This is a genomic window from Pseudomonas khorasanensis (genome assembly GCF_014268505.2).
GTDB lineage: Bacteria > Pseudomonadota > Gammaproteobacteria > Pseudomonadales > Pseudomonadaceae > Aquipseudomonas > Aquipseudomonas khorasanensis.
Genome location: NZ_JABWQP020000001.1, coordinates 322669 through 344040, shown reverse-complemented (window position 1 = coordinate 344040; position 21372 = coordinate 322669). Strand labels below are relative to the sequence as shown.

20 protein-coding genes are annotated in these 21372 nt (G+C 58.5%); 6 read left to right on the top strand and 14 right to left on the bottom strand.

What is annotated here, in order from left to right:
* Nucleotides 1-91 precede the first annotated feature (91 nt).
* From purM to HU727_RS01670, 3 genes are read left to right on the top strand one after another with little or no spacing between them, the layout of a single operon-like run.
* Entirely contained in the window at nucleotides 92-1150 is a 1059-nt protein-coding gene (gene purM, locus HU727_RS01680) for a phosphoribosylformylglycinamidine cyclo-ligase (protein WP_186534266.1), read from the top strand.
* A complete protein-coding gene (gene purN / locus HU727_RS01675; protein WP_186534265.1) occupies nucleotides 1150-1800 on the top strand; it encodes a phosphoribosylglycinamide formyltransferase in 651 nt (216 codons plus the stop codon). The genes purM and purN overlap by 1 nt, the downstream gene beginning before the upstream one ends.
* 8 nt (nucleotides 1801-1808) lie before the next feature.
* The gene (locus tag HU727_RS01670; RefSeq protein WP_186534264.1) at nucleotides 1809-2522 is read left to right on the top strand and encodes a DUF3108 domain-containing protein; all 714 of its coding nucleotides are present in this window, start codon (nucleotides 1809-1811) and stop codon (nucleotides 2520-2522) included.
* Between the two features lie 62 nt (nucleotides 2523-2584).
* On the opposite strand, the gene HU727_RS01665 is transcribed toward HU727_RS01670, so the two are convergent.
* Nucleotides 2585-3631 (bottom strand): amidohydrolase family protein, encoded by a 1047-nt coding sequence (locus HU727_RS01665; RefSeq protein WP_189673923.1) that lies wholly within the window; start codon nucleotides 3629-3631, stop codon nucleotides 2585-2587.
* Nucleotides 3632-3759: 128 nt separating this feature from the next.
* Here HU727_RS01665 and HU727_RS01660 point away from each other — a divergent pair, with 128 nt between their 5' ends.
* Together HU727_RS01660 and HU727_RS01655 are read left to right on the top strand one after the other, a co-directional pair.
* The gene (locus tag HU727_RS01660) at nucleotides 3760-4176 is read left to right on the top strand and encodes an OsmC family protein (RefSeq protein WP_186534262.1); all 417 of its coding nucleotides are present in this window, start codon (nucleotides 3760-3762) and stop codon (nucleotides 4174-4176) included.
* Nucleotides 4177-4237: 61 nt separating this feature from the next.
* Complete coding sequence (locus HU727_RS01655; RefSeq protein WP_186534261.1) at nucleotides 4238-5101, top strand: pirin family protein; 864 nt, start codon at nucleotides 4238-4240, stop codon at nucleotides 5099-5101.
* 137 nt (nucleotides 5102-5238) lie between these two features.
* Here HU727_RS01655 and HU727_RS01650 read toward each other — a convergent pair whose 3' ends face one another.
* The 4 genes from HU727_RS01650 to HU727_RS01635 all read right to left on the bottom strand — a co-directional run bounded on the left by HU727_RS01650 (nucleotide 5239) and on the right by HU727_RS01635 (nucleotide 8948).
* The gene (locus HU727_RS01650; protein WP_186534260.1) at nucleotides 5239-5967 is read right to left on the bottom strand and encodes a dienelactone hydrolase family protein; all 729 of its coding nucleotides are present in this window, start codon (nucleotides 5965-5967) and stop codon (nucleotides 5239-5241) included.
* Between the two features lie 69 nt (nucleotides 5968-6036).
* A complete protein-coding gene (gene htpG, locus HU727_RS01645) occupies nucleotides 6037-7941 on the bottom strand; it encodes a molecular chaperone HtpG (protein ID WP_186534259.1) in 1905 nt (634 codons plus the stop codon).
* Nucleotides 7942-8022: 81 nt separating this feature from the next.
* A complete protein-coding gene (locus tag HU727_RS01640; protein ID WP_186534258.1) occupies nucleotides 8023-8475 on the bottom strand; it encodes a PaaI family thioesterase in 453 nt (150 codons plus the stop codon).
* On the bottom strand, nucleotides 8472-8948 hold the full coding sequence (locus HU727_RS01635) for a PaaI family thioesterase (protein WP_186534257.1): 477 nt from the start codon (nucleotides 8946-8948) through the stop codon (nucleotides 8472-8474). The genes HU727_RS01640 and HU727_RS01635 overlap by 4 nt, the downstream gene beginning before the upstream one ends.
* A gap of 158 nt (nucleotides 8949-9106) precedes the next feature.
* Between HU727_RS01635 and HU727_RS01630 the strand changes: the two genes are divergently transcribed.
* On the top strand, nucleotides 9107-9343 hold the full coding sequence (locus HU727_RS01630; protein WP_186534256.1) for a hypothetical protein: 237 nt from the start codon (nucleotides 9107-9109) through the stop codon (nucleotides 9341-9343).
* 72 nt (nucleotides 9344-9415) lie between these two features.
* Here the strand turns inward: HU727_RS01630 and HU727_RS01625 are convergent, their stop codons facing one another.
* The 9 genes from HU727_RS01625 to HU727_RS01585 form a co-directional block, all read right to left on the bottom strand.
* Nucleotides 9416-9817 (bottom strand): MAPEG family protein, encoded by a 402-nt coding sequence (locus tag HU727_RS01625; RefSeq protein WP_186534255.1) that lies wholly within the window; start codon nucleotides 9815-9817, stop codon nucleotides 9416-9418.
* Complete coding sequence (locus HU727_RS01620; RefSeq protein WP_186534254.1) at nucleotides 9817-10554, bottom strand: DUF599 domain-containing protein; 738 nt, start codon at nucleotides 10552-10554, stop codon at nucleotides 9817-9819. Before HU727_RS01620 ends, HU727_RS01625 begins: the two co-directional genes overlap by 1 nt.
* A 266-nt stretch (nucleotides 10555-10820) precedes the next feature.
* Nucleotides 10821-12134 carry a branched-chain amino acid transport system II carrier protein gene (brnQ, locus tag HU727_RS01615; RefSeq protein ID WP_186534253.1) on the bottom strand — a complete coding sequence of 438 codons (1314 nt, stop codon included), beginning with the start codon at nucleotides 12132-12134 and terminating at the stop codon, nucleotides 10821-10823.
* 393 nt (nucleotides 12135-12527) lie between these two features.
* Entirely contained in the window at nucleotides 12528-13409 is an 882-nt protein-coding gene (gene sucD / locus HU727_RS01610) for a succinate--CoA ligase subunit alpha (RefSeq protein ID WP_007919877.1), read from the bottom strand.
* Entirely contained in the window at nucleotides 13409-14575 is a 1167-nt protein-coding gene (gene sucC / locus HU727_RS01605; RefSeq protein ID WP_085732277.1) for an ADP-forming succinate--CoA ligase subunit beta, read from the bottom strand. The genes sucD and sucC overlap by 1 nt, the downstream gene beginning before the upstream one ends.
* A 199-nt stretch (nucleotides 14576-14774) precedes the next feature.
* A complete protein-coding gene (gene lpdA / locus HU727_RS01600; RefSeq protein ID WP_186534252.1) occupies nucleotides 14775-16211 on the bottom strand; it encodes a dihydrolipoyl dehydrogenase in 1437 nt (478 codons plus the stop codon).
* Between the two features lie 98 nt (nucleotides 16212-16309).
* Nucleotides 16310-17533 (bottom strand): 2-oxoglutarate dehydrogenase complex dihydrolipoyllysine-residue succinyltransferase, encoded by a 1224-nt coding sequence (odhB, locus tag HU727_RS01595; RefSeq protein WP_186534251.1) that lies wholly within the window; start codon nucleotides 17531-17533, stop codon nucleotides 16310-16312.
* A gap of 42 nt (nucleotides 17534-17575) precedes the next feature.
* Nucleotides 17576-20407 carry a 2-oxoglutarate dehydrogenase E1 component gene (locus tag HU727_RS01590; RefSeq protein WP_186534250.1) on the bottom strand — a complete coding sequence of 944 codons (2832 nt, stop codon included), beginning with the start codon at nucleotides 20405-20407 and terminating at the stop codon, nucleotides 17576-17578.
* Between the two features lie 251 nt (nucleotides 20408-20658).
* The gene (locus HU727_RS01585; RefSeq protein WP_016773675.1) at nucleotides 20659-21363 is read right to left on the bottom strand and encodes a succinate dehydrogenase iron-sulfur subunit; all 705 of its coding nucleotides are present in this window, start codon (nucleotides 21361-21363) and stop codon (nucleotides 20659-20661) included.
* Between the last annotated feature and the right edge of the window lie 9 nt (nucleotides 21364-21372).

Below are 21372 nucleotides of genomic sequence, written 5' to 3'. Positions count from 1 at the left end.
AAACGTGCGTGAGGCCATCGCCCATCGATTTCGACGTTCCCGCTGAACTCGGTCGTTACCCCCTGAATCCCCTCCCCTAAAGGCCTGGATCATGAGCAAGCAACCCTCCCTGAGCTACAAGGACGCCGGTGTAGACATCGACGCCGGTGAAGCATTGGTCGAACGCATCAAGAGCGTCGCCAAGCGCACTGCGCGCCCGGAAGTCATGGGCGGCCTGGGCGGTTTCGGCGCCCTCTGCGAAATCCCGGCCGGCTACAAGCAGCCTGTGCTGGTGTCCGGCACCGACGGCGTCGGCACCAAGCTGCGTCTGGCGCTGAACCTGAACAAGCACGACAGCATCGGCATCGACCTGGTCGCCATGTGCGTCAACGACCTGGTGGTGTGCGGCGCCGAGCCGCTGTTCTTCCTCGATTACTACGCTACCGGCAAGCTCAACGTCGAAACCGCGACCCAGGTCGTGACCGGCATCGGCGCTGGCTGCGAGTTGTCGGGTTGCTCGCTGGTCGGCGGCGAAACCGCTGAAATGCCAGGCATGTACGAAGGCGAAGACTACGACCTGGCCGGCTTCTGCGTCGGCGTCGTGGAAAAATCGGAAATCATCGACGGCTCGAAAGTCGCCACCGGTGATGCACTGATCGCTCTGCCATCGTCCGGCCCGCACTCCAACGGCTACTCGCTGATCCGCAAGATCATCGAAGTCTCCGGCGCCGACATCGAAAACACCCAACTCGACGGCAAGCCGTTGACCGACCTTTTGATGGCGCCGACCCGCATCTACGTCAAGCCGCTGCTCAAGCTGATCAAAGACACCGGCGCGGTCAAAGCCATGGCCCACATCACCGGTGGCGGCCTGCTCGACAATATTCCACGCGTGCTGCCAAAAGGCGCTCAGGCAGTGGTTGACGTGGCCAGCTGGACTCGCCCGGCCGTTTTCGACTGGCTGCAAGAGAAAGGCAACGTTGATGAAAACGAGATGCACCGCGTGCTGAACTGCGGCGTGGGCATGGTCATCTGCGTGGCTCAGGAGCACGTGGAAACTGCGCTGAACACCCTGCGTGAAGCCGGTGAGCAACCGTGGGTCATCGGTCAGATCGCCGTTGCCGCCGAAGGCGCTGCGCAGGTCGAACTGAAGAACCTCAAGGCTCACTGATGCCAAACCCCTGTGATGTCGTGGTGCTGTTGTCCGGCACCGGCAGTAACTTGCAGGCTTTGATCGACAGCACACGGACCGGCGACAGCCCGGTTCGCGTCGCTGCGGTGATTTCCAACCGCGCCGACGCCTACGGCCTGCAACGCGCCCGTGACGCGGGTATCGCCACCCGCTCGCTGGATCACAAGGCATTCGAAGGTCGCGAGGCCTTCGATGCAGCCTTGGTCAGACTGATCGACGAATTCAACCCCAAACTTGTGGTACTGGCCGGATTCATGCGCATCCTCAGCGCTGATTTCGTTCGGCACTATCACGGCCGCCTGCTCAACATCCATCCGTCGCTGTTGCCCAAATACAAAGGGTTACACACTCACCAGCGCGCCTTGGAGGCCGGCGACACGGAACACGGCTGCTCCGTGCACTTCGTCACCGAGGAACTCGACGGCGGACCACTGGTCGTACAAGCAGTATTACCGGTAGAGTTGCACGACACGCCGCAGAGTCTGGCGCAGCGAGTCCACGTTCAGGAACACTTGATCTACCCGATGGCGGTACGCTGGTTTGCCGAAGGCAGGCTGACACTCGGGGAACACGGTGCTTTACTCGACGGCCAGCTACTCGCCGCCAGCGGCCACTTGATTCGAAACTAGGAGATATTATGCGTCGCGCCCTGCTCTTCGCTTGCGCTCTGCTCGCCCTGCCCTTTGCGCAGGCAGCGGACCTTCAACCGTTCTCCGCCAGCTACACCGCCGACTGGAAGCAGCTGCCCATGAGCGGCACCGCCGAACGCAGCCTGACCAAGGAAGCCAACGGCGTCTGGAAACTCAGCTTCAAGGCGTCGATGATGATCGCCAGCCTGACCGAAGAAAGCACCCTGACCCTGGACAAGGACACCTTGTTGCCGCAGTCCTACCACTTCGAACGTGGTGGTCTGGGCAAAGCGAAAAAAGCTGATCTGGACTTCGACTGGGCCAACAAGCTGGTCACCGGCACCGACCGTGGCGACGCGGTAAAAATCCCGCTTAACCGTGGCATGGTCGACAAGTCGACCTATCAACTGGCGCTGCAGCATGACGTCGCCGCCGGCAAGAAAAGCATGAGCTATCAGGTCGTTGATGATGGCGAAGTCGACACTTACGACTTCCGCGTGCTGGGCTCGGAAAAGGTCGACACCAAGGCCGGTCAGATCGACGCCATCAAGGTCGAGCGCGTCCGCGACCCGACACAAAGCAAGCGCATCACCGTCCTCTGGTTCGCCAAGGATTGGGATTACTTGCTGGTGCGCCTGCAACAGGTCGAGACCGACGGAAAGGAGTACAACATCATGCTCCAGGAAGGCAAGGTCAACGGCAAGGCTGTCAAAGGCAGCTAATTTGACTGAAGTGAAAAGCCCCGCAATGCGGGGCTTTTTTTCGTCGCCTGCTCCACCGCGCCTCAGCGCTGATCAGCGGCTTTTCCTGGATTACGCGGCAATATCGCCAGGAAATTATCCCGCGCGACGTTGCGCGCCACGGCTTCCGGCAGCGCATCCAGAAACGGCTTGTAGCTGTGCATTTCCTGACCGAGCTTGTTGAACCGTCCCACTACGTCAGAGCCGAGCATGAAGCGGTCAGGGTATTTCTCTACCAGCGCCAGCCATTCCGCGCGCGGCTTGCCATGCTCATCCAGCAAATACGGTGTCAGCATGCTCCACGACAAGTCGATGAACAGATTGGGATAGGCTTCAAGCATGCGCGTCAGGGTTGGCAACAGGAACGGCAACTGAGTCTGATGACGATGGATCTCGGCGCTGGTGCCTGCGTGCGCCCAGATGAACCGCGTGTGCGGATGATTGCGCAGCGGTTCCTCGACTTCCTTCAGGTACAGCGGATTTTTCTCACGCTTGGAAGTGATATTGGAATGCAGCATCACCGGCAGATCGTTTTCAGCGGCCAGGTGATAGATCCTGGTCATCGCCTCGTTGTTCGCCCGAGGCGTATCGCCGGAGGTCAGCGCCGTCAAATCGTCGTGCCGGGTAAACACCTCGCCAATGCCCTGCCACAGCCCTGGATACAAATCGAGCATGCGCTGAATGTGCGCAGCTGAATTCTTGTCGTTGGGATTAAAGCCCGACAGAAACGGATGAAAGTACTGACGCTGCTCGGGCGAGAGTTTTTGCACCGCATCGGCAACGATCACATCGGTGGCGCTGTACCAATAGGCGTCGGCGTCATCGCCCGCGTAGTAGCGCGGACGCTTGGGCTCGTCTTCGTGCCATTTCTTCGCCACGGGAATACCGGAGATCATCACGTGCTCAATGGAATTGTCCTTCATGGCCTTCAGCAATTTCTCCATGCCGGCGGTTTCCTGGAAGAAATCCACGTAATGCAGGTGCGCATCGCTGTAGGTGTATTCACGGGCGCTGGCGCTGCCGGCAAACGCCAGCAGGCAGGCGAGACTCAGACGATACAGGGGCACAAGTAATCTCCGGATAACAGGCATAGCCTAGACCGCACGCTGTCCACAAGGGTTCATCGCACAGGAAAACGCAGTGCACACCCTTGGGAATGTTCTATAACTGCACAGTCATTTTCGATTGAACGACTTTTCCTACTGCCAGTGAGGTTCCCATGACTGTTACCGTCAATACTGTCTCCGCCGAAGGTTATCGTCATACCGTACAGATCGACGACCACGAATTGTTTACCGACGTACCCGCCTCGGCCGGTGGCGAAGGCTCGGCACCCGAGCCACACGACTATTTCGACGCTGCGCTAGGTGCCTGCAAGGCCCTGACCCTGAAGATGTACGCGAAGAAGAAAGACATTCCACTGACCGGCGTCGGCGTTGAAGTCAAACGCGACAACAGTGAAGAGCAGAAAGGCAAATATGCCCTGCACGTGACCCTCACGCTCAAAGGCGTGCTCACCGATGCCCAGCGCGAGGAGCTGCTGCGCGTCGCCGACCGCTGCCCGATCCACAAGCTGATGACCACCAGCGAAGTGACCATCGAGACCCACGCGCCACAAGGCTTCGACAGCCAATAATCCTCCTGATGGCAGCGGCGGGTTATGCTTCTGGCATCACCCGCTCAGCCTGGAATGCACCATGGACACGCCACTCCTGATCATCCGCCCACGCGCCGAAGACGTCGAAGGCCAGCCGATCCTGCGCCCGCTGCCGTCAGCCAAATGCCGCAACGTCGGGCCTTTCGTGTTTTTCGACCACATGCTCGAAACGGTTTATCCGACGGGCAAAGGTATGGACATCCGACAGCACCCGCACATTGGTCTGTCGACCCTTACCTACCTGTTTGAAGGCCAGCTCCAGCACAAGGACAGCCTGGGTTCCGATCAGGTGGTCAGCGCGGGGGACGTCAGCTGGATGACCGCTGGCAGCGCCATTGCCCATGTCGAGCGCACACCCGAACCGCTGCTCGCCGAGACCTTTTCGCTGCACGGCATGCAAGTCTGGCTGGCCTCGCCCAAAGAGCACGAACAGGGCCCCGGCCATTACAGCCATCATCCGGCAACGACCCTGCCGGTCAGCGATAACCTTGGCGTGCAGATCCGCATGATTGCCGGGTCGGGCTTTTGCCTAGAATCGCCGGTGCCGGTGCTTTCTCCTACGTTGTATGCCGAAGTGAAGATGCAGACCGCGACTACTTTGCTGATACCCAACGAGCATGAAGAGCGGGCAGTGTATGTGTTGAGCGGCGATACGCAGTTGAATGGCGAGGCGATCGAGCCGCATGCGCTGGTGGTGTTGCCAGCCGGCGAAGAGATGAGCCTGTTTGCCGAAAGCGATGTGCACGCGGTGGTGTTCGGCGGCGCGGCGCTGGACGGTCCGAGGCGGATCAACTGGAATTTTGTTGCCAGTGATCCGGCGGCGATTGATGAGGCACGGCGCAAGTGGGCGGCCGGGGATTGGCCGACGGTGCCGGGGGAACTCGAGCGGATAGAACTACCCTAAGATTTGTAGAGGGCCTCAGTCAGTCTTCGCGAGCAGGCTCGCTCCCACAGGGATTAGTAATGCATTCCATGTGGGAGCGAGCCTGCTCGCGAAGAGGCCAGATCAGACGTCGATCAAGTCAGTGCCTGAAAACTGACTCAGTCCTTGAACACTTCATCCAGCAAGTCGTGCATGGACTTGAACGCCCGCGTGGCAGTCTTCTCGTCATACATCATCTTGCCTGGCACATTGGCATGCGGATCGGTAAACGAGTGCACCGCACCGCCGTAGCTGAGCAACTGCCAATCAACGCCCGCCGCATTCATTTCATCTTCAAACGCGGGCAGCTGTTCTTTTGGCACCAGCGGATCGGACGCACCGTGCAACACCAGCACCGAACCCTTGATGTTTTTCGCGTCCGCAGGATTTGGCGAATCGAGTGTCCCGTGGAACGACACAGCGGCCTTCACCGGCGCGCCCGTCCGCGCCAGATCGAGTGCGCAGCAACCGCCGAAGCAGAAACCGAATACCGCCAGTTTCGACGTGTCCACCGCCGCTTCGCCCTGCTTCTGCAGCTGCTCGAACGCTACCTGCAGGCGCTTGCGCAGCAGCGCGCGGTCATCCTTGAGCGGCATCATCGCCGCAAGCGCCTGATCGGCATCTTGCGGGCGTACGGCCTGACCATAGACATCCGCGATCAACACCACGTAGCCCCTGGCTGCCACCGACCTGGCGATGTCTTCGGCGCCGGCGCTGACGCCCATCCAGTTCGGTGCCAGCAGCAAACCCGGGCGCGCGTCTTTATGCTCGGCGTCGAAGGCCAGTCGACCTTCATAAGGCTGGCCGTCAATCTGATAGACCACGGAACGAACAGTGATTTGGCTCATTTCTGACTCCTGATTGGTTAAACACCAGAATGAAAAAACCCGCCGAAGCGGGTTTTTCCTACAACGTGATCAAACCGACAGTTCAACCAGCAGCTTGTTCAGACGGGTCACATACGCGGCCGGGTCTTTCAAGCTTTCCCCGGCAGCCAACGCTGCCTGATCGAAGAGGATGTGCGACAGGTCGCCGAAACGCTCTTCGCTGGTCTCGTTATCGAGCTTCTCGATCAGCGGATGGCTTGGGTTGAATTCGAAGATCGGCTTCGAATCCGGCACCTTCTGACCGCTGGCCTCGAGGATCTGCCGCATTTGCAGGCCCAGATCCTGTTCGCCGATGGCCAGAATGGCCGGCGAATCGGTCAGACGATGGGAAACCCGAACTTCAGCCACGGAATCGCCCAACGCGGTTTTCAGACGCTCAACCAGACCCTCTTTGGACTTGGCGACTTCTTCCGCAGCTTTCTTGTCCTCTTCCGAGTCCAGGTTGCCCAGATCCAAATCACCACGCGCCACGTCAACAAAGGTCTTGCCGTCGAACTCGCTGAGGTAGCTCATCAACCACTCATCGATGCGGTCGGTCAACAGCAGCACTTCGATGCCTTTCTTGCGGAAGACTTCCAGGTGCGGGCTGTTCTTGACCTGCGCGTAGGTTTCGCCGGTGAGGTAGTAGATCTTGTCCTGACCTTCCTTGGCGCGGGCAAGGTAGTCAGCCAGACCGACAACCTGCTCGCCATCGTCGCCCTGAGTCGAGGCGAAACGCAGCAGGCCGGCAATTTTTTCTTTGTTGGCGAAGTCTTCTGCCGGGCCTTCTTTCATGACCTGACCGAAGTTTTTCCAGAAGCCTTTGTATTGCTCAGGCTCGTTCTTCGCCAATTTTTCCAGCATGTCCAGCACACGCTTGGTCAGCGCGGTTTTCATCGAGTCGATGATCGGATCTTTCTGCAGGATTTCGCGCGATACGTTCAGCGACAGGTCGTTGGAGTCGACCACGCCTTTGATGAAGCGCAGGTACAGCGGCAGGAACGACTCGGCCTGATCCATGACGAACACGCGTTGCACGTACAGCTTCAGGCCTTTCGGCGCTTCACGCTGGTACAGGTCGAACGGTGCGCGGGCCGGCACGTACAGCAGCGAGCTGTACTCGAGCTTGCCTTCAACCTTGTTGTGGCTCCACGACAGCGGATTCTCGAAGTCGTGAGCGATGTGCTTGTAGAACTCCTGGTATTCCTCGTCCTTCACTTCAGTGCGCGGACGGGTCCACAGGGCGCTGGCGCGGTTGACGGTTTCCCATTCAACGGCCTGAGCCTCTTCGCCTTCGGCCGGAGTGACTTCCTTCGGCAGTTCGATTGGCAAAGCAATGTGGTCGGAATACTTTTTGATGATATTGCGCAGACGCCAGCCATCAGCGAATTCGTCTTCACCGGATTTCAGGTGCAGAACGATGCGGGTGCCGCGTTCTGGCTTGTCGATGTTGGCGACTTCGAACTCGCCCTCGCCTTTCGACGACCAGTGCACGCCTTCGCTCGCGGCGGTGCCGGCACGACGGCTGTAAACATCAACCTTGTCGGCAACGATGAAGGCCGAGTAGAAGCCCACACCGAACTGGCCGATCAGGTGCGAATCCTTCTTCTGATCGCCGGAGAGATTCTTCATGAAGTCGGCAGTGCCGGATTTGGCGATGGTCCCCAAGTGGGTGATCACATCGTCACGGTTCATGCCGATGCCGTTGTCTTCGAGGGTGACGGTCTTGGCGTCCTTGTCGAAGCTCACCCGGATTTTCAGGTCAGCGCCACCTTCGAGCAACTCAGGCTTGGCCAGGGCTTCGAAGCGCAGCTTGTCGACAGCGTCAGAGGCGTTCGAGATCAATTCGCGAAGGAAGATTTCCTTGTTGGAATACAGCGAATGGATCATGAGGTGCAGCAGCTGCTTTACCTCGGTCTGGAAGCCCAGGGTTTCCTTTTGAGTTTCCACACTCATGGTCATCAAACTCCAATCAGATGGCATAAGCCGCGACCCGAATGGTCTGCGGCGGGTTGTCATCTGAGTTGGGGGCAGTGTTCAGGATTTCAAGGGGTCATCGATTTTGAAGTGCGCACGGGCCGTGGCGATCGGTTCGCCCTCGGTACTCTGCCAGGCGGTGACGGCCACGTTGGCAACGCGGCGCCCCTGGCGGCACACCTGACACCTTGCCCAAGTGTCGCGAAACTGGCCGGCGCGCAGATAATCGAGGGAAAAATCGATGATCTTCGGCACGTCTGGCGCGCCCGTAAAAATCAATAAATGAAGAGCCGCCGCGAGCTCCATGAACCCGGCAATCACCCCGCCGTGAATAGCCGGCAATAAAGGGTTACCAATGTTGTCCTTGTTCGCCGGCAACTTGAACAGCAAATCATCGCCGACACGCGAACATTCAATGCCGATCAGGCCGGCGTAGGGGATCAACTCAAGCAGCGGCGCGTAATCGCCCTGTTCGTGGGCCCGTTGCAACTGATCCTTCAAATTATTGCTCACCGGGTTTCTCCCTTGAGGGCGCCGCCGAAACCCTTGGTGCCTCTGGCGCTTTTACCCAGGCGCATGAACGTGCCGACGACGTGGGCGATCGTCTGCTCGGGATCATCCTGATAGGCGAAACCGCGAGCGAAGATCACGTCGGTGGTGACGCGATAGCACTGGGCGAAGCCGAAGACGTCTTTATTTGGCTCAGCGGCGTGCATGTAATCGATGCGCAAATCGAGGGTCGGACAGACTTCGAACTCAGGGAGCACGCACAAGGTCGACATGCCGCAGGCCGTGTCCATCAACGAGGTAATCGCACCGCCGTGGATGACCCCGGTCTCGGGATTACCGACGATTTTCTGACTGTACGGCAGCATAACCGTCAGGCCTTCGCTGGAAGCGCTGTGCACTTGCAGGCCCAATACCTGGCAATGACGCAACGCGGATAAAAAGCGCGTGGCACGCTCAAAAACAGAGTTTTCAGCCATTTGATAATTACTCGCGTTAAAGCCTTTTGCCAGTAGTGAGAAAGACGGCAAAAGTTCCGTGATAAAACAAACTTATATATCTGAAACAAATGAGGAACTTAACCCGTAGCGCTGAGTTCTTAAGGCCAGTAGTTATTTTCCATAAGGAGAAACACCCCATGCGTAAGACTTTAGCTGTTGCCTTGATGTTGACCGCTTCCCTCGGTCTCGCTGCCTGCGATAAAAAATCCGAGGACAAAGCTCAAGATGCCAACCAACATGCTGAGCAGGCTCAGCAGGATATGAACAAAGCTCAGGATAAAGTGAACGACGCCGCGAAAGAAAACGCCGATGCTGCCAAAGCTCAGGCTGAATCGAACGCCGCTGCTCAAGAAGAAGCCGCCAAAAAGCAATAACCTGCTTTCGGTGTGAAAAGAAAACCCGCCAAGTGCGGGTTTTCTTTTGCCTGCGATTGGGCCGTTGCCGGCTTAGAGCATGACCGTTCTAAACGTTGGACTGACCATCAGCAACAATGAGCAGATCAGGCCGACCAGCCACGCCAGACTTCGCAACGCCGCAAGATCAGCCAGGTAGAACCCCACGTAGATAATCCGCGCGACGACGAACACGATCGCCAGTGTATCGATCAGCCATCCCGCTGTTTGCGTGGTGTGCGCCATCAGCACGCCGGCCGCAAACAATACGAACGCCTCAATGCTGTTCTGATGCGCCGCCAGCGCTCTGGCACCGTAACCCGTGAGCTGCGCCTGTTGCTGGCGTGGCAGATGATTGTTGTAACCGCCCTGCTCTTTCATCGCCTTGCCCACCGGCAGACGCGCGATGTAGATCAACAATGCACTGATAAACACACACCAGAACGGAATACTCATCAAACAGCCTCTTTGTTCGCCTCAGGGATTGGCGCTTCTGTAGGGGTATACACCATTACGTGAAGAACGTCGGAATGAAACTCGCGGCGGTACAGGACCACGACCACGCCGGCACTCATCAGCATGAACAGCCAAGGGCTGACGAACCATGCCAGCATGCTCATGCCGAAGTAATAGGAGCGCAGGCCAAAGTTGAACTGGTTGGCCGCCATCGAAATAACCCGCGCCGCACGGGAAGCGAAGGCTTTGCGTTCCTGTTCCGAGACCTGTCGCTCGCCGATCATTGGCGCCGAACCCACCAGAATCGCCGCAAAGTTGTACTGGCGCATGCACCAGCTAAAGGTGAAGAACGCGTAGACGAACACCATCGCCAGGCACAACAGTTTGATTTCCGACATGCCTTGCGATGCCTGCTGCACCATCGGAATGTCTGCCAGCAACGACACCGCTCGATCTGACGCGCCCAGCACCGTGAGGATACCGGCGAGGATGATCAGGGTGCTGGAGGCGAAGAACGAGGCGTTGCGCTCCAGGTTGCCGATCACGCTGGCGTCGGCGATGCGGTTGTCACGCAGCAGCATGCGGCGCATCCAGTCTTCACGGTAAAGGTGCAAGACGCTGGCCAGGCAGGCGGTGTCGCGAGCTTTCCAACTGGCATAACGGGTGTAACCGCCCCAGCAGATGACAAGCCAGACGGCAGCGAGCAAGTGGATCAGGTTGGCTTGGATGAACGACATGCAATTCCCTGTGAGATGTGAACGCTGTGCGCATTTTTCGTGGGAGCGAGCCTGCTCGCGAACGCGGCATAACACACAATACTCATGGCGGCTGACGCACGCCTTCGCGAGCAGGCTCGCTCCCACATTTTAATTTTTGGCAACCCTTCGACGTTAGCTCAGGAAAAAAGACACGGCTGGAAACCCATAAAAAATGCCCCGTATCGATTGATACGGGGCATTTCTGTTTAACCGTGCTTGACCCGCTTGTGGCGGATCAAATCACATCAGGCAGTGACTTCGCTGCGCTTGCCCAGCAGGCGATCACACACCACCGCAACCACCAGGGTCATCGCGCAAGGCACCAGCCATGCCAGACCCTGCTCGCTCAGCGGCAGGTGGGTGAGCTGCGTTGGCATCCAGCCAGCCAAACCGGCGCCTTTCAACGCGTCGATGGTGCCGAAAACGAAGGACACCAGCATCACTGGCCCGAGAATGCGCCCGTGTTCATGCCAGAAATCCTTGCAGAAGCTCAATGCGACCAAAACGATGCAAGGCGGATAGATCGCCGTCAGCACCGGGATGGAGAAGGCGATCAACTTGGTCAGGCCCAGATTGGAAACCAGCAGCGAGAACGCAGCCAGAATGATCACCAAAGTCTTATAAGACAGTGGCAGCACCCGGCTGAAGTATTCGGCACAAGCACAAGTCAGACCCACTGCTGTCACCAGGCACGCCAACGAAATCAGCACTGCGAGAAAGCCGCTGCCCAGCGAACCGAAGGTATGTTGCACGTAAGCGTGCAGAACCGCCGCGCCATTGGTGGCGCCCACCGCGACTTCATGGCTGCCCGAACCGAGGCGGAACAGGCTGACATACACCAGCGCCAGACCGACGCCGGCAATCAGGCCGGCGATGATTGCATAGCGAGTGATCAACGCCGGCGATTCGACGCCACGGGAGCGGATTGCGTTGACGATGACGATGCCGAACACCAGCGCACCCAGGGTATCCATGGTCAGGTAACCATTAATGAAGCCCTGGGAGAACGGAGCCGCGACATACTCTGGCGTACCGTGGCCGATATCGCCCGCTGGCAACATGAACGCCGCGATACCGAGTACCGCCAGCGCGATGATCTTCAGCGGTGCGAGAAAGCGACCCACGGTGTCCAGCAAACGCCCAGGGTAGAGCGAGATGAAGAACACCAGCAGGAAATATACCGAGCTGTAGAGGAACAGCGCGAGCGGGCTTTCGCCGGTCAGCGGCGCCAGGCCCACTTCAAACGATACGGTCGCGGTACGCGGGGTAGCGAACAGCGGCCCCACCGCCAGATAGCACGCAGCCGCCAGGATGCCGCCGGCGATCTTGCCGATCGGACTGCTCAGCGCGTCCATGGCACCGCCAACCTTGGCAAGCGCGACCACGGTGATCACCGGCAAACCGACCGCCGTGATCAGAAAGCCCAGCGCCGCCATCCAGACGTGAGGTCCGGCCTGCAAACCGACGATAGGCGGGAAGATGATGTTGCCAGCCCCGACGAACAGGGCAAACGTCATAAAACCAAGTGCCAGGATGTCCTGACCTTTCAAAACTTTCATTAAGGTAATACCACACTACTGAAATCGGAATTTAGAGGGGGATTGCCCTTTGGGATTAGGGAAATGCTGTCGATCCGTATGGGACTGACCCTTGCAGCGCGGCGCTGCCTTGTGGGCGGCGAACGCAAAAATGGCTGCTAGCCTAACGAATTTGGCCTGGGAACGCACTGTTAGAGGGCGAACTATCCGATACGCGACGTTTCGGTGTCGCGTTTACGTATTTATTTTTCGTGGGAGCAGCAAGACCAAAAGATCGCAGCCTTCGGCAGCTCTCAAAGGAGAACGCGCTCCTCTGTAGGAGCTGCCGAAGGCTGCGATCTTTTGATCTGCAAAAACGACAAAAGCCACCCGAAGGTGGCCTTTGTTTGGTGAAGCGTCAGCTAAGCACGAGGCTTACTTGACAGCCCAACCGGTCAGCTCGGCCAGGGCCTTGCCGATGTCTGCCAGCGAACGCACGGTTTTTACGCCTGCGTCCTGCAGCGCAGCGAATTTCTCGTCTGCAGTGCCTTTGCCGCCAGAAATGATTGCGCCAGCATGGCCCATGCGCTTGCCCGGAGGAGCAGTCACACCAGCGATGTAGGAAACAACCGGCTTGGTCACGTGTGCCTTGATGTAGGCAGCCGCTTCTTCTTCAGCCGAACCGCCGATCTCGCCGATCATGACGATCGCTTCGGTCTTAGGGTCTTCCTGGAACAGTTTCAGGATGTCGATGAAGTTCGAACCCGGGATCGGGTCACCGCCGATGCCGACGCACGTCGACTGACCGAAACCGGCATCAGTGGTCTGCTTCACAGCTTCGTAGGTCAGGGTGCCGGAACGGGAAACGATACCGACCTTGCCTGGCAAGTGAATGTGACCTGGCATGATGCCGATCTTGCATTCGCCTGGGGTGATCACGCCTGGGCAGTTAGGGCCGATCAGGACTACGCCCAGCTCGTCGCATTTGACCTTGGCGTCCAGCATGTCCAGGGTAGGAATGCCTTCGGTGATGCAGACGATCAGCTTGATGCCGCCGAAGGCCGCTTCCAGGATCGAGTCCTTGCAGAAAGGAGCCGGAACGTAGATCACGCTGGCGGTAGCGCCAGTGGCTGCTACTGCGTCCTTGACGGTGTTGAACACTGGCAGACCCAGGTGCTCGGTGCCGCCTTTGCCCGGCGTTACGCCACCAACCATCTTGGTGCCGTATTCGATGGCTTGCTGGGTGTGGAAACTACCTTGCGAACCGGTAATACCCTGGCAGATAACTTTGGTGTCTTTATTGATCAGGACGCTCATTATTTGCCCTCCGCAGCTTTGACAACTTGTTGAGCAGCGTCGGTCAGGCTGGTAGCAGCGATGATGTTCAAACCGCTTTCTGCCAGTACTTTAGCGCCCAGCTCAGCGTTGTTGCCTTCAAGGCGAACAACAACCGGGATTTTCACGCCGACTTCTTTCACGGCGCCAATGATGCCTTCGGCAATCATGTCGCAACGAACGATGCCGCCGAAGATGTTGACCAGTACTGCAGCGACGTTGGTGTCGGACAGAATGATCTTGAACGCTTCAGTAACGCGTTCCTTGGTAGCACCACCACCTACGTCGAGGAAGTTGGCCGGCTTGCCGCCATGCAGGTTGACGATGTCCATGGTGCCCATGGCCAGGCCAGCACCGTTGACCATGCAGCCGATGTTGCCTTCCAGTGCGACGTAGTTCAGTTCGAACTTGGCAGCGTGCGCTTCGCGCGGATCGTCCTGGGACGGATCGTGGAAAGTCTTCAACTTAGGCTGACGGTACATGGCGTTGGCGTCGATGTTGATCTTGGCATCGAGGCAGTGCAGATCGCCGTCAGCCTTGATCACCAGCGGGTTCACTTCCAGCAGAGCCAGGTCGTGATCCTTGAACAGCTTGGCCAGACCTACGAAGATCTTGGCGAACTGAGCAACCTGCTTGCCTTCCAGACCCAGCTGGAATGCCAGCTCGCGCCCCTGGAATGGCTGAGCGCCAACCAGTGGATCGATAGTGGCCTTGAGAATTTTTTCTGGCGTGTCGTGAGCGATTTTCTCGATGTCCACGCCACCTTCGGTGGAAGCCATGAACACGATGCGACGGCTCGAACGGTCAACGACAGCGCCCAGGTACAGCTCTTTAGCGATATCAGTGCACGATTCAACCAGGATCTTGGTGACTGGCTGGCCATTGGCGTCAGTCTGGTAAGTCACCAGACGCTTGCCCAGCCACTGCTGTGCGAAGGCTTTGGCGTCTTCTTTGCTGCGAACCAGCTTGACGCCGCCCGCTTTACCGCGACCACCGGCGTGAACCTGGGCTTTGACAACCCACTCGTTGCCGCCGATTTTGTCGCAAGCTTCTGCTGCTGCTTCCGGGGTGTCTACTGCGTAACCAGTGGAAACTGGCAGGCCGTATTCAGCGAACAGCTGCTTACCCTGATACTCGTGAAGATTCATGCTTTTTACCGTCTTCGTTAGGTACTGCGCATTCGGCGCTGCGCTCGTGATGAGTGCCGCGCCACCTGTGACTGCTGCTTGCGCAGCTTTCCGGACAACCGGTTCAGCTACGCAAGACTGCGTCCGGCGGACATTCCGCGGTGAGTCTTGCTCGCAAGGCTCACGACGGGCCGTTGCCGCCGTGGTTTCTTATTGTCTGTTAACGCTTCTTGCGGTTGGCAATGTGGATGGCGCCGCCATTCACTGCCAGAGCAGCTTCGTGCAAGGCTTCAGACAGGGTTGGATGGGAGAAAACCATCATGCCCAGGTCTTCAGCGCTGGTGCCGAATTCCATACCGATCGCGCCCTGCTGAACGAGTTCCGCAGCGCTCGGGCCAATCACGTGCACGCCCAATACGCGGTCGGTCTTGGCATCGGCGATGACTTTGACGAAACCACCGGTATCGTTGGCAGCCATGGCACGGCCGGACGCAGCGAACGGGAAGGTGCCGACGTTAACTTCAACGCCTTCGGCTTTCAAGGCCTGCTCGGTTTTGCCAACCCACGCGATTTCCGGGTGAGTATAAATAACCGAAGGGATCAGGTCATAGTTCATCTGAGCCTTGTGGCCCTTGATGCGCTCGACAACCATGATGCCCTCTTCCGAGGCCTTGTGAGCCAGCATCATGCCGCGAACCACGTCGCCGATGGCGAAAACGCCCGGCACGGCTGTTACGCACTGGTCATCGACCGCGATGAAACCACGCTCGTCGATTTCCACGCCGCAGTCGGCAGCCAGCAGATCAGTGGTCACCGGACGGCGACCAACGGCTACGATCAGCTTGTCGAAAGTGATGGTCTGTTCGCCGTTGGCATCGGTGTAGTTCACAACGACTTCGTCGCCGTTCACTTTCGAACCGGTTACGCGAGCGCCCAGCTTGATGTCCAGACCCTGTTTGGTCAGGGTTTTGAATGCTTCCTTGGAAACAGCGGTGTCCGCTGCCATCAGGAAGGTATCCAGCGCTTCGAGAACGGTCACTTCCGCACCCAGACGCGACCATACCGAACCCAGTTCCAGACCGATCACGCCAGCGCCGATCACGCCCAGACGCTTCGGTACGGACTGGAATTCCAGTGCGCCAGTCGAATCGACGATGACATTCTGATCAACCGGAGCCGGTGGAATGTCGATCGGACGCGAACCTGGCGCCAGGATGACGTTTTCAGCTTCGATGACTTCTACCGAGCCGTCGGGCTTGGTGACTTCGACTTTCTTGCCGGCCAGCAGCTTGCCGTGGCCCTGGATCGAAGTAACGCCGTTGGCCTTGAACAGGGTGGCAACACCGCCGGTCAGGTTCTTGACGATACCGGCCTTGCGGCCAACCATCGCAGCGACGTCCATTTTGACTTCGCCAGTCGAGATACCGTGAACGTTGAAGCTCTCTTTCGCTTCCTTGTATTTCCAGGAGCTGTCGAGCAGCGCCTTGGAAGGAATGCAGCCAACGTTCAGGCAGGTACCGCCCAAGGCTTGCTTGCCTTCGGCGTCGGTGTACTTCTCGATGCAGGCAGTGCTCAGACCCAGCTGTGCGGCCTTGATGGCAGCCACATAGCCACCAGGGCCAGCACCGATCACTACTACGTCAAATTTCTGCGACATTCAAAAATCCTCTTTTTTGCAGCAAGCGTGAAGCCGCAAGCCTCAAGCCAAACTGCGTTTACTTGCAGCTTGCAGCTTGAGACTTGCAGCTGCTTCTATCAAATATCCAGCAACAGACGAGCCGGATCTTCCAGCAGGTTCTTGATGGTCACCAGGAAGGTCACAGCTTCTTTGCCATCGATCAGACGGTGATCGTAGGACAGTGCCAGGTACATCATCGGACGGATAACGACCTGACCGTTGATGGCCATCGGACGCTGGATGATGTTGTGCATGCCCAGAATCGCTGCCTGTGGCGGGTTGACGATCGGGGTCGACATCATGGAACCGAAGGTACCACCGTTGGTGATGGTGAAGGTACCACCGGTCATCTCGTCCATCGACAGTTTGCCGTCACGGGCTTTTTTGCCGAATGTTGCGATGCCGCCTTCGATTTCGGCCAGGCTCATCAGCTCGGCGTTACGCAGAACCGGTACCACCAGGCCACGGTCGCTGGAAACGGCAACGCCGATGTCAGCGTAGCCGTGGTAAACGATGTCGGCGCCGTCGATCGAAGCGTTGACCGCCGGGAAGCGTTTCAGCGCTTCGGTGGCAGCCTTGACGAAGAACGACATGAAGCCCAGGCGTACGCCGTTGTGGGACTTCTCGAACAGATCCTTGTACTTCGAACGCAGGGCCATGACTTCGGTCATGTCGACTTCGTTGAAAGTAGTCAGCATCGCCATGTTCGACTGAGCTTCAACCAGACGCTTGGCCACGGTGGCGCGAACGCGGGTCATCGGTACGCGCTTCTCGATGCGGTCGCCGGCGGCGAACACAGGAGCGGCAGCCGAAGGGGCAGCAGCCTTGGCAGGCGCGGCAGCCGGAGCGGCTTTCTTGGCAGCAACCGCTGCAACCACGTCTTCCTTGGTCACACGACCGCCTTTGCCGGTGCCGGCAACGGAAGCGATGTTGATGCCGTTTTCTTCGGCCAGCTTGCGCGCGGCCGGAGCAGCGATCGGGTCATCTTCGCCGTCGGCAGCAGCCGGGGCAGCGGCGGCAGCGGCCGGAGCAGCAGCGGCAGCCGGAGCAGCGGCAGCAGCGCCGCCCTCTTCGATCGAGCCCAGGACTTCGTCGGACAGAACGGTGTCGCCTTCGTTCTTGACGATTGCGCCCAGCACGCCGTCAGCGGTAGCCAGAACTTCCAGCACGACCTTGTCAGTTTCGATGTCGACGATCAGGTCGTCACGCTTGACGGCTTCGCCCGGTTTTTTGTGCCAGGTGGCAACGGTGCCATCGGCAACCGATTCCGGGAAAGTGGGGGCTTTGATCTCGATAGCCATTATCTGTGGTTCCTTAAATTCGGTTTCAGGTGCGCGAAGGCATTAAACGGTAAACGCGGCTTGCAGCAGTTGTTCCTGCTGCTCGGCGTGCATCGATGCGTAACCACAGGCAGGTGCAGCCGAAGCCTCACGGCCCGCGTACTCAAGTACGAGAGTCTTGTCGAGGTTAGCGATGCTGCGACGCAAGTGGTGCTGACTGCAGTACCAGGCGCCCTGGTTCATCGGCTCTTCCTGACACCAGACGGCATGTTTGACGTTGGTGTACGGAGCCAGGACTTCTTTCAAGTCGTCCTCAGGGAACGGATACAGCTGCTCGATACGCACGATGGCGATATCTTCGCGGCCTTCGGCACGGCGTTTTTCCAGCAGGTCGTAGTAGACCTTGCCGCTGCACAGAACCACACGCTCGACCTTTTTCGGGTCCAGTGCGTCGATTTCCGGGATCACGGTCTGGAACGAACCTTCGGCCAGATCTTCCAGCGTCGAGATGGCCAGCTTGTGGCGCAGCAGCGACTTCGGCGTCAGAACGACCAGCGGCTTGCGCAGCGGGCGAATCACCTGACGACGCAGCAAGTGGTAGATCTGTGCCGGCGTGGTCGGCATGCACACCTGAATGTTGTGCTCGGCGCACAGCTGCAGGTAACGCTCAAGACGTGCCGAGCTGTGCTCAGGGCCCTGACCTTCGTAACCGTGCGGCAACAGCATGGTCAGACCGCAGAGACGGCCCCACTTGTGCTCGCCACTGGTGATGAACTGGTCGATTACAACCTGTGCACCGTTAGCGAAGTCGCCGAACTGGGCTTCCCAGATCACCAGCGCGTTTGGCGTGGTGGTCGAGTAACCGTATTCGAACGCCAGGACCGCTTCTTCAGAGAGGAACGAGTCGTACAGGTCAAAACGTGGCTGACCGTCGTACAGGTTCTGCAGCGGAATGTAGGTGCCCGCGTCTTTCTGGTTGTGCAGCACAGCGTGACGGTGCGAGAACGTACCGCGGCCGATGTCCTGGCCGGTCATGCGGATCGGGTGACCTTCGAACGCCAGGGTCGCGTACGCCATGGTTTCGGCGTAACCCCAGTTGATCGGCAGGCCGCCGGCTTGCATCTTCTGACGGTCTTCGTAGATCTTCGCGACCTGACGCTGAACCACGAAGCCGTCCGGAATTTCCAGCAGCTTGGCGGACAGTTCCTGCAGGGTCTTGAGATCAAAGCGTGTGTCGTGACGCGCAGTCCAGGCGTGGCCCAGGTACGGACGCCAGTCCACGAACAGCTCTTTGTTCGGCTCTTTGACCAGGCTTTTCACAACATGCAGACCGTTGTCCAGCGCGTTGCGATATTCGTCGACCTTGGCCTGAACACGTTCAGCGTCGAGCACACCGGCCTGGGTCAGGCGTTCAGCGTACAGCTCACGGGTAGTGCGCTGCTTGGTGATCTGCTGATACATCAGCGGCTGGGTGCCGCTTGGCTCGTCGGCCTCGTTGTGGCCGCGACGACGGTAGCAGACCAGATCGATCACCACGTCACGCTTGAACTGCATGCGGTAATCGATGGCCAGCTGGGTCACGAACAATACGGCTTCCGGATCATCGCCATTCACATGGAGAATCGGCGCCTGGATCATCTTGGCAACGTCGGTGGCGTACTCGGTGGAGCGCGAGTCCAGCGGGTTGCTGATGGTGAAACCGACCTGGTTGTTGATCACGATGTGCACGGTACCGCCGGTCTTGAAACCGCGGGTCTGCGACATCTGGAAGGTTTCCATGACCACGCCCTGACCTGCGAACGCAGCGTCACCGTGGATGGAGATCGGCAGCACCTTCTCACCGGTCAGGTCGTTACGACGGTCCTGACGGGCGCGCACCGAACCTTCGACCACCGGAGAAACGATTTCCAGGTGGGACGGGTTGAATGCCATGGCGAGGTGAACTTCACCGCCGGTGGTCATCACGTTGGACGAGAAGCCCTGGTGGTATTTGACGTCACCGGAACCCAGCTCGACCTTCTTCTTGCCTTCGAACTCGTCGAACAGCTCACGCGGGTTCTTGCCGAAGGTGTTGACCAGAACGTTCAGACGGCCACGGTGGGCCATGCCGATGACGACTTCCTTGGTGCCGTAGGAACCGGAACGCTGGATCAGTTCGTCGAGCATCGGAATCAGGCTTTCGCCGCCTTCCAGACCGAAACGCTTGGTGCCCGGGTATTTGGTGCCCAGGTATTTTTCCAGGCCTTCACCGGCAGTCACGCGCTCAAGCAGATGGCTCTTGATGTCGGCGGAGTACGTCGGACGACCCCGCACGCTTTCCAGACGCTGCTGGAACCACTGGCGCTGCTCGGAATCGGTGATGTGCGTAAATTCAGCGCCGATGGTGCGGCAATATGTCTGCTGCAACGCTTCGTGAATTTCGCGTAGGCTCGCTTCCTCTTTGCCGATGAACAGGTCGCCGGCACGGAAGGTCGTATCAAGATCGGCATTGGTCAAGCCGTAATGATTGATCGACAGGTCTGCAGGTGCAGGACGCTGCCACAGCCCCAGCGGGTCAAGCTGAGCTGCCTGGTGGCCACGCATACGGTAGGCCTGGATCAATCGCAGCACTTCAACTTGCTTCTTCTCGTGCTCACTGCTCACGCTGCCGGCGGAAACCGGTTGGGCGCGGCGCTGGTTCTTTGCCAGCAGCACGAAATGATCGCGAATCGTCGAGTGCGAAACATCAGTGGCAGAGCTGCCGTCGGCGGGCAACTTCTGAAAGTAGGTGCGCCACTCTTCTGGCACAGCGTTAGGGTCGTGCAGGTAGAGCTCATAAAGCTCTTCCACATAGGCAGCGTTTCCACCTGAAAGGTAGGCGCTGTTCCACATGCGCTGCATCACGCTTTCTTGCATGCTTGGTCACCCTCGGTTAGGGGAACACCATCGGTGTCGACACCGAGCAAACTTGCAGAAGTCCGAATGCAGCGACTAAAACAAGCCACCTAGGATCACACTGATAGTCCGGGTACCAGCCCGGATGCCCCTGCTTGTCTCATTTCTTCAAAAGAAGAGCTGCAGCTTTTGGCTACGACTCTGGTTATAGCCATGACGCGGGTTGAAGCCCGCGCCACAGCCTCTACGGTGCAACGGTTACAGCAGCTGAATCACACGCCGCTTGAAAGCAACATGTTACGGATGTGACCGATGGCCTTAGTCGGGTTCAGGCCTTTCGGACATACGTTGACGCAGTTCATGATGCCCCGGCAGCGGAAAACGCTGAAGGGGTCGTCAAGTGAAGCCAGACGCTCGCTGGTCTTGGTGTCACGGCTGTCTGCCAGGAAGCGATAGGCTTGCAGCAGCGCAGCAGGACCCAGGAACTTGTCCGGGTTCCACCAGAAGGACGGGCAAGAGGTCGAGCAGCAGGCGCACAGGATGCACTCGTACAGACCGTCGAGCTTTTCGCGCTCTTCTGGCGACTGCAGACGCTCGATGGCCGGGGCCGGCGTGTCGTTCTGCAGGTAAGGCTTCACCTTCTCGTATTGCTTGTAGAAGATGCTCATATCGACAACCAGGTCACGGATAACCGGCAAACCTGGCAGCGGACGAACGATCAGCTTGTTACCTTTCACAACGGCGGACAGCGGCGTGATGCACGCCAGGCCGTTCTTGCCGTTGATATTCATGCCGTCGGAACCGCAGACGCCTTCACGGCAAGAGCGACGATAGGAGAAACCCTCGTCCTGCTCTTTGATCAGGGCCAGCACGTCCAGCACCATCAGGTCCTTACCACCGGTATCGACCTGGAAATCCTGCATGAACGGCGCAGCGTCCTGATCAGGGTTGTAGCGATAAACACTGACTTGCAACATGGCGGTCAC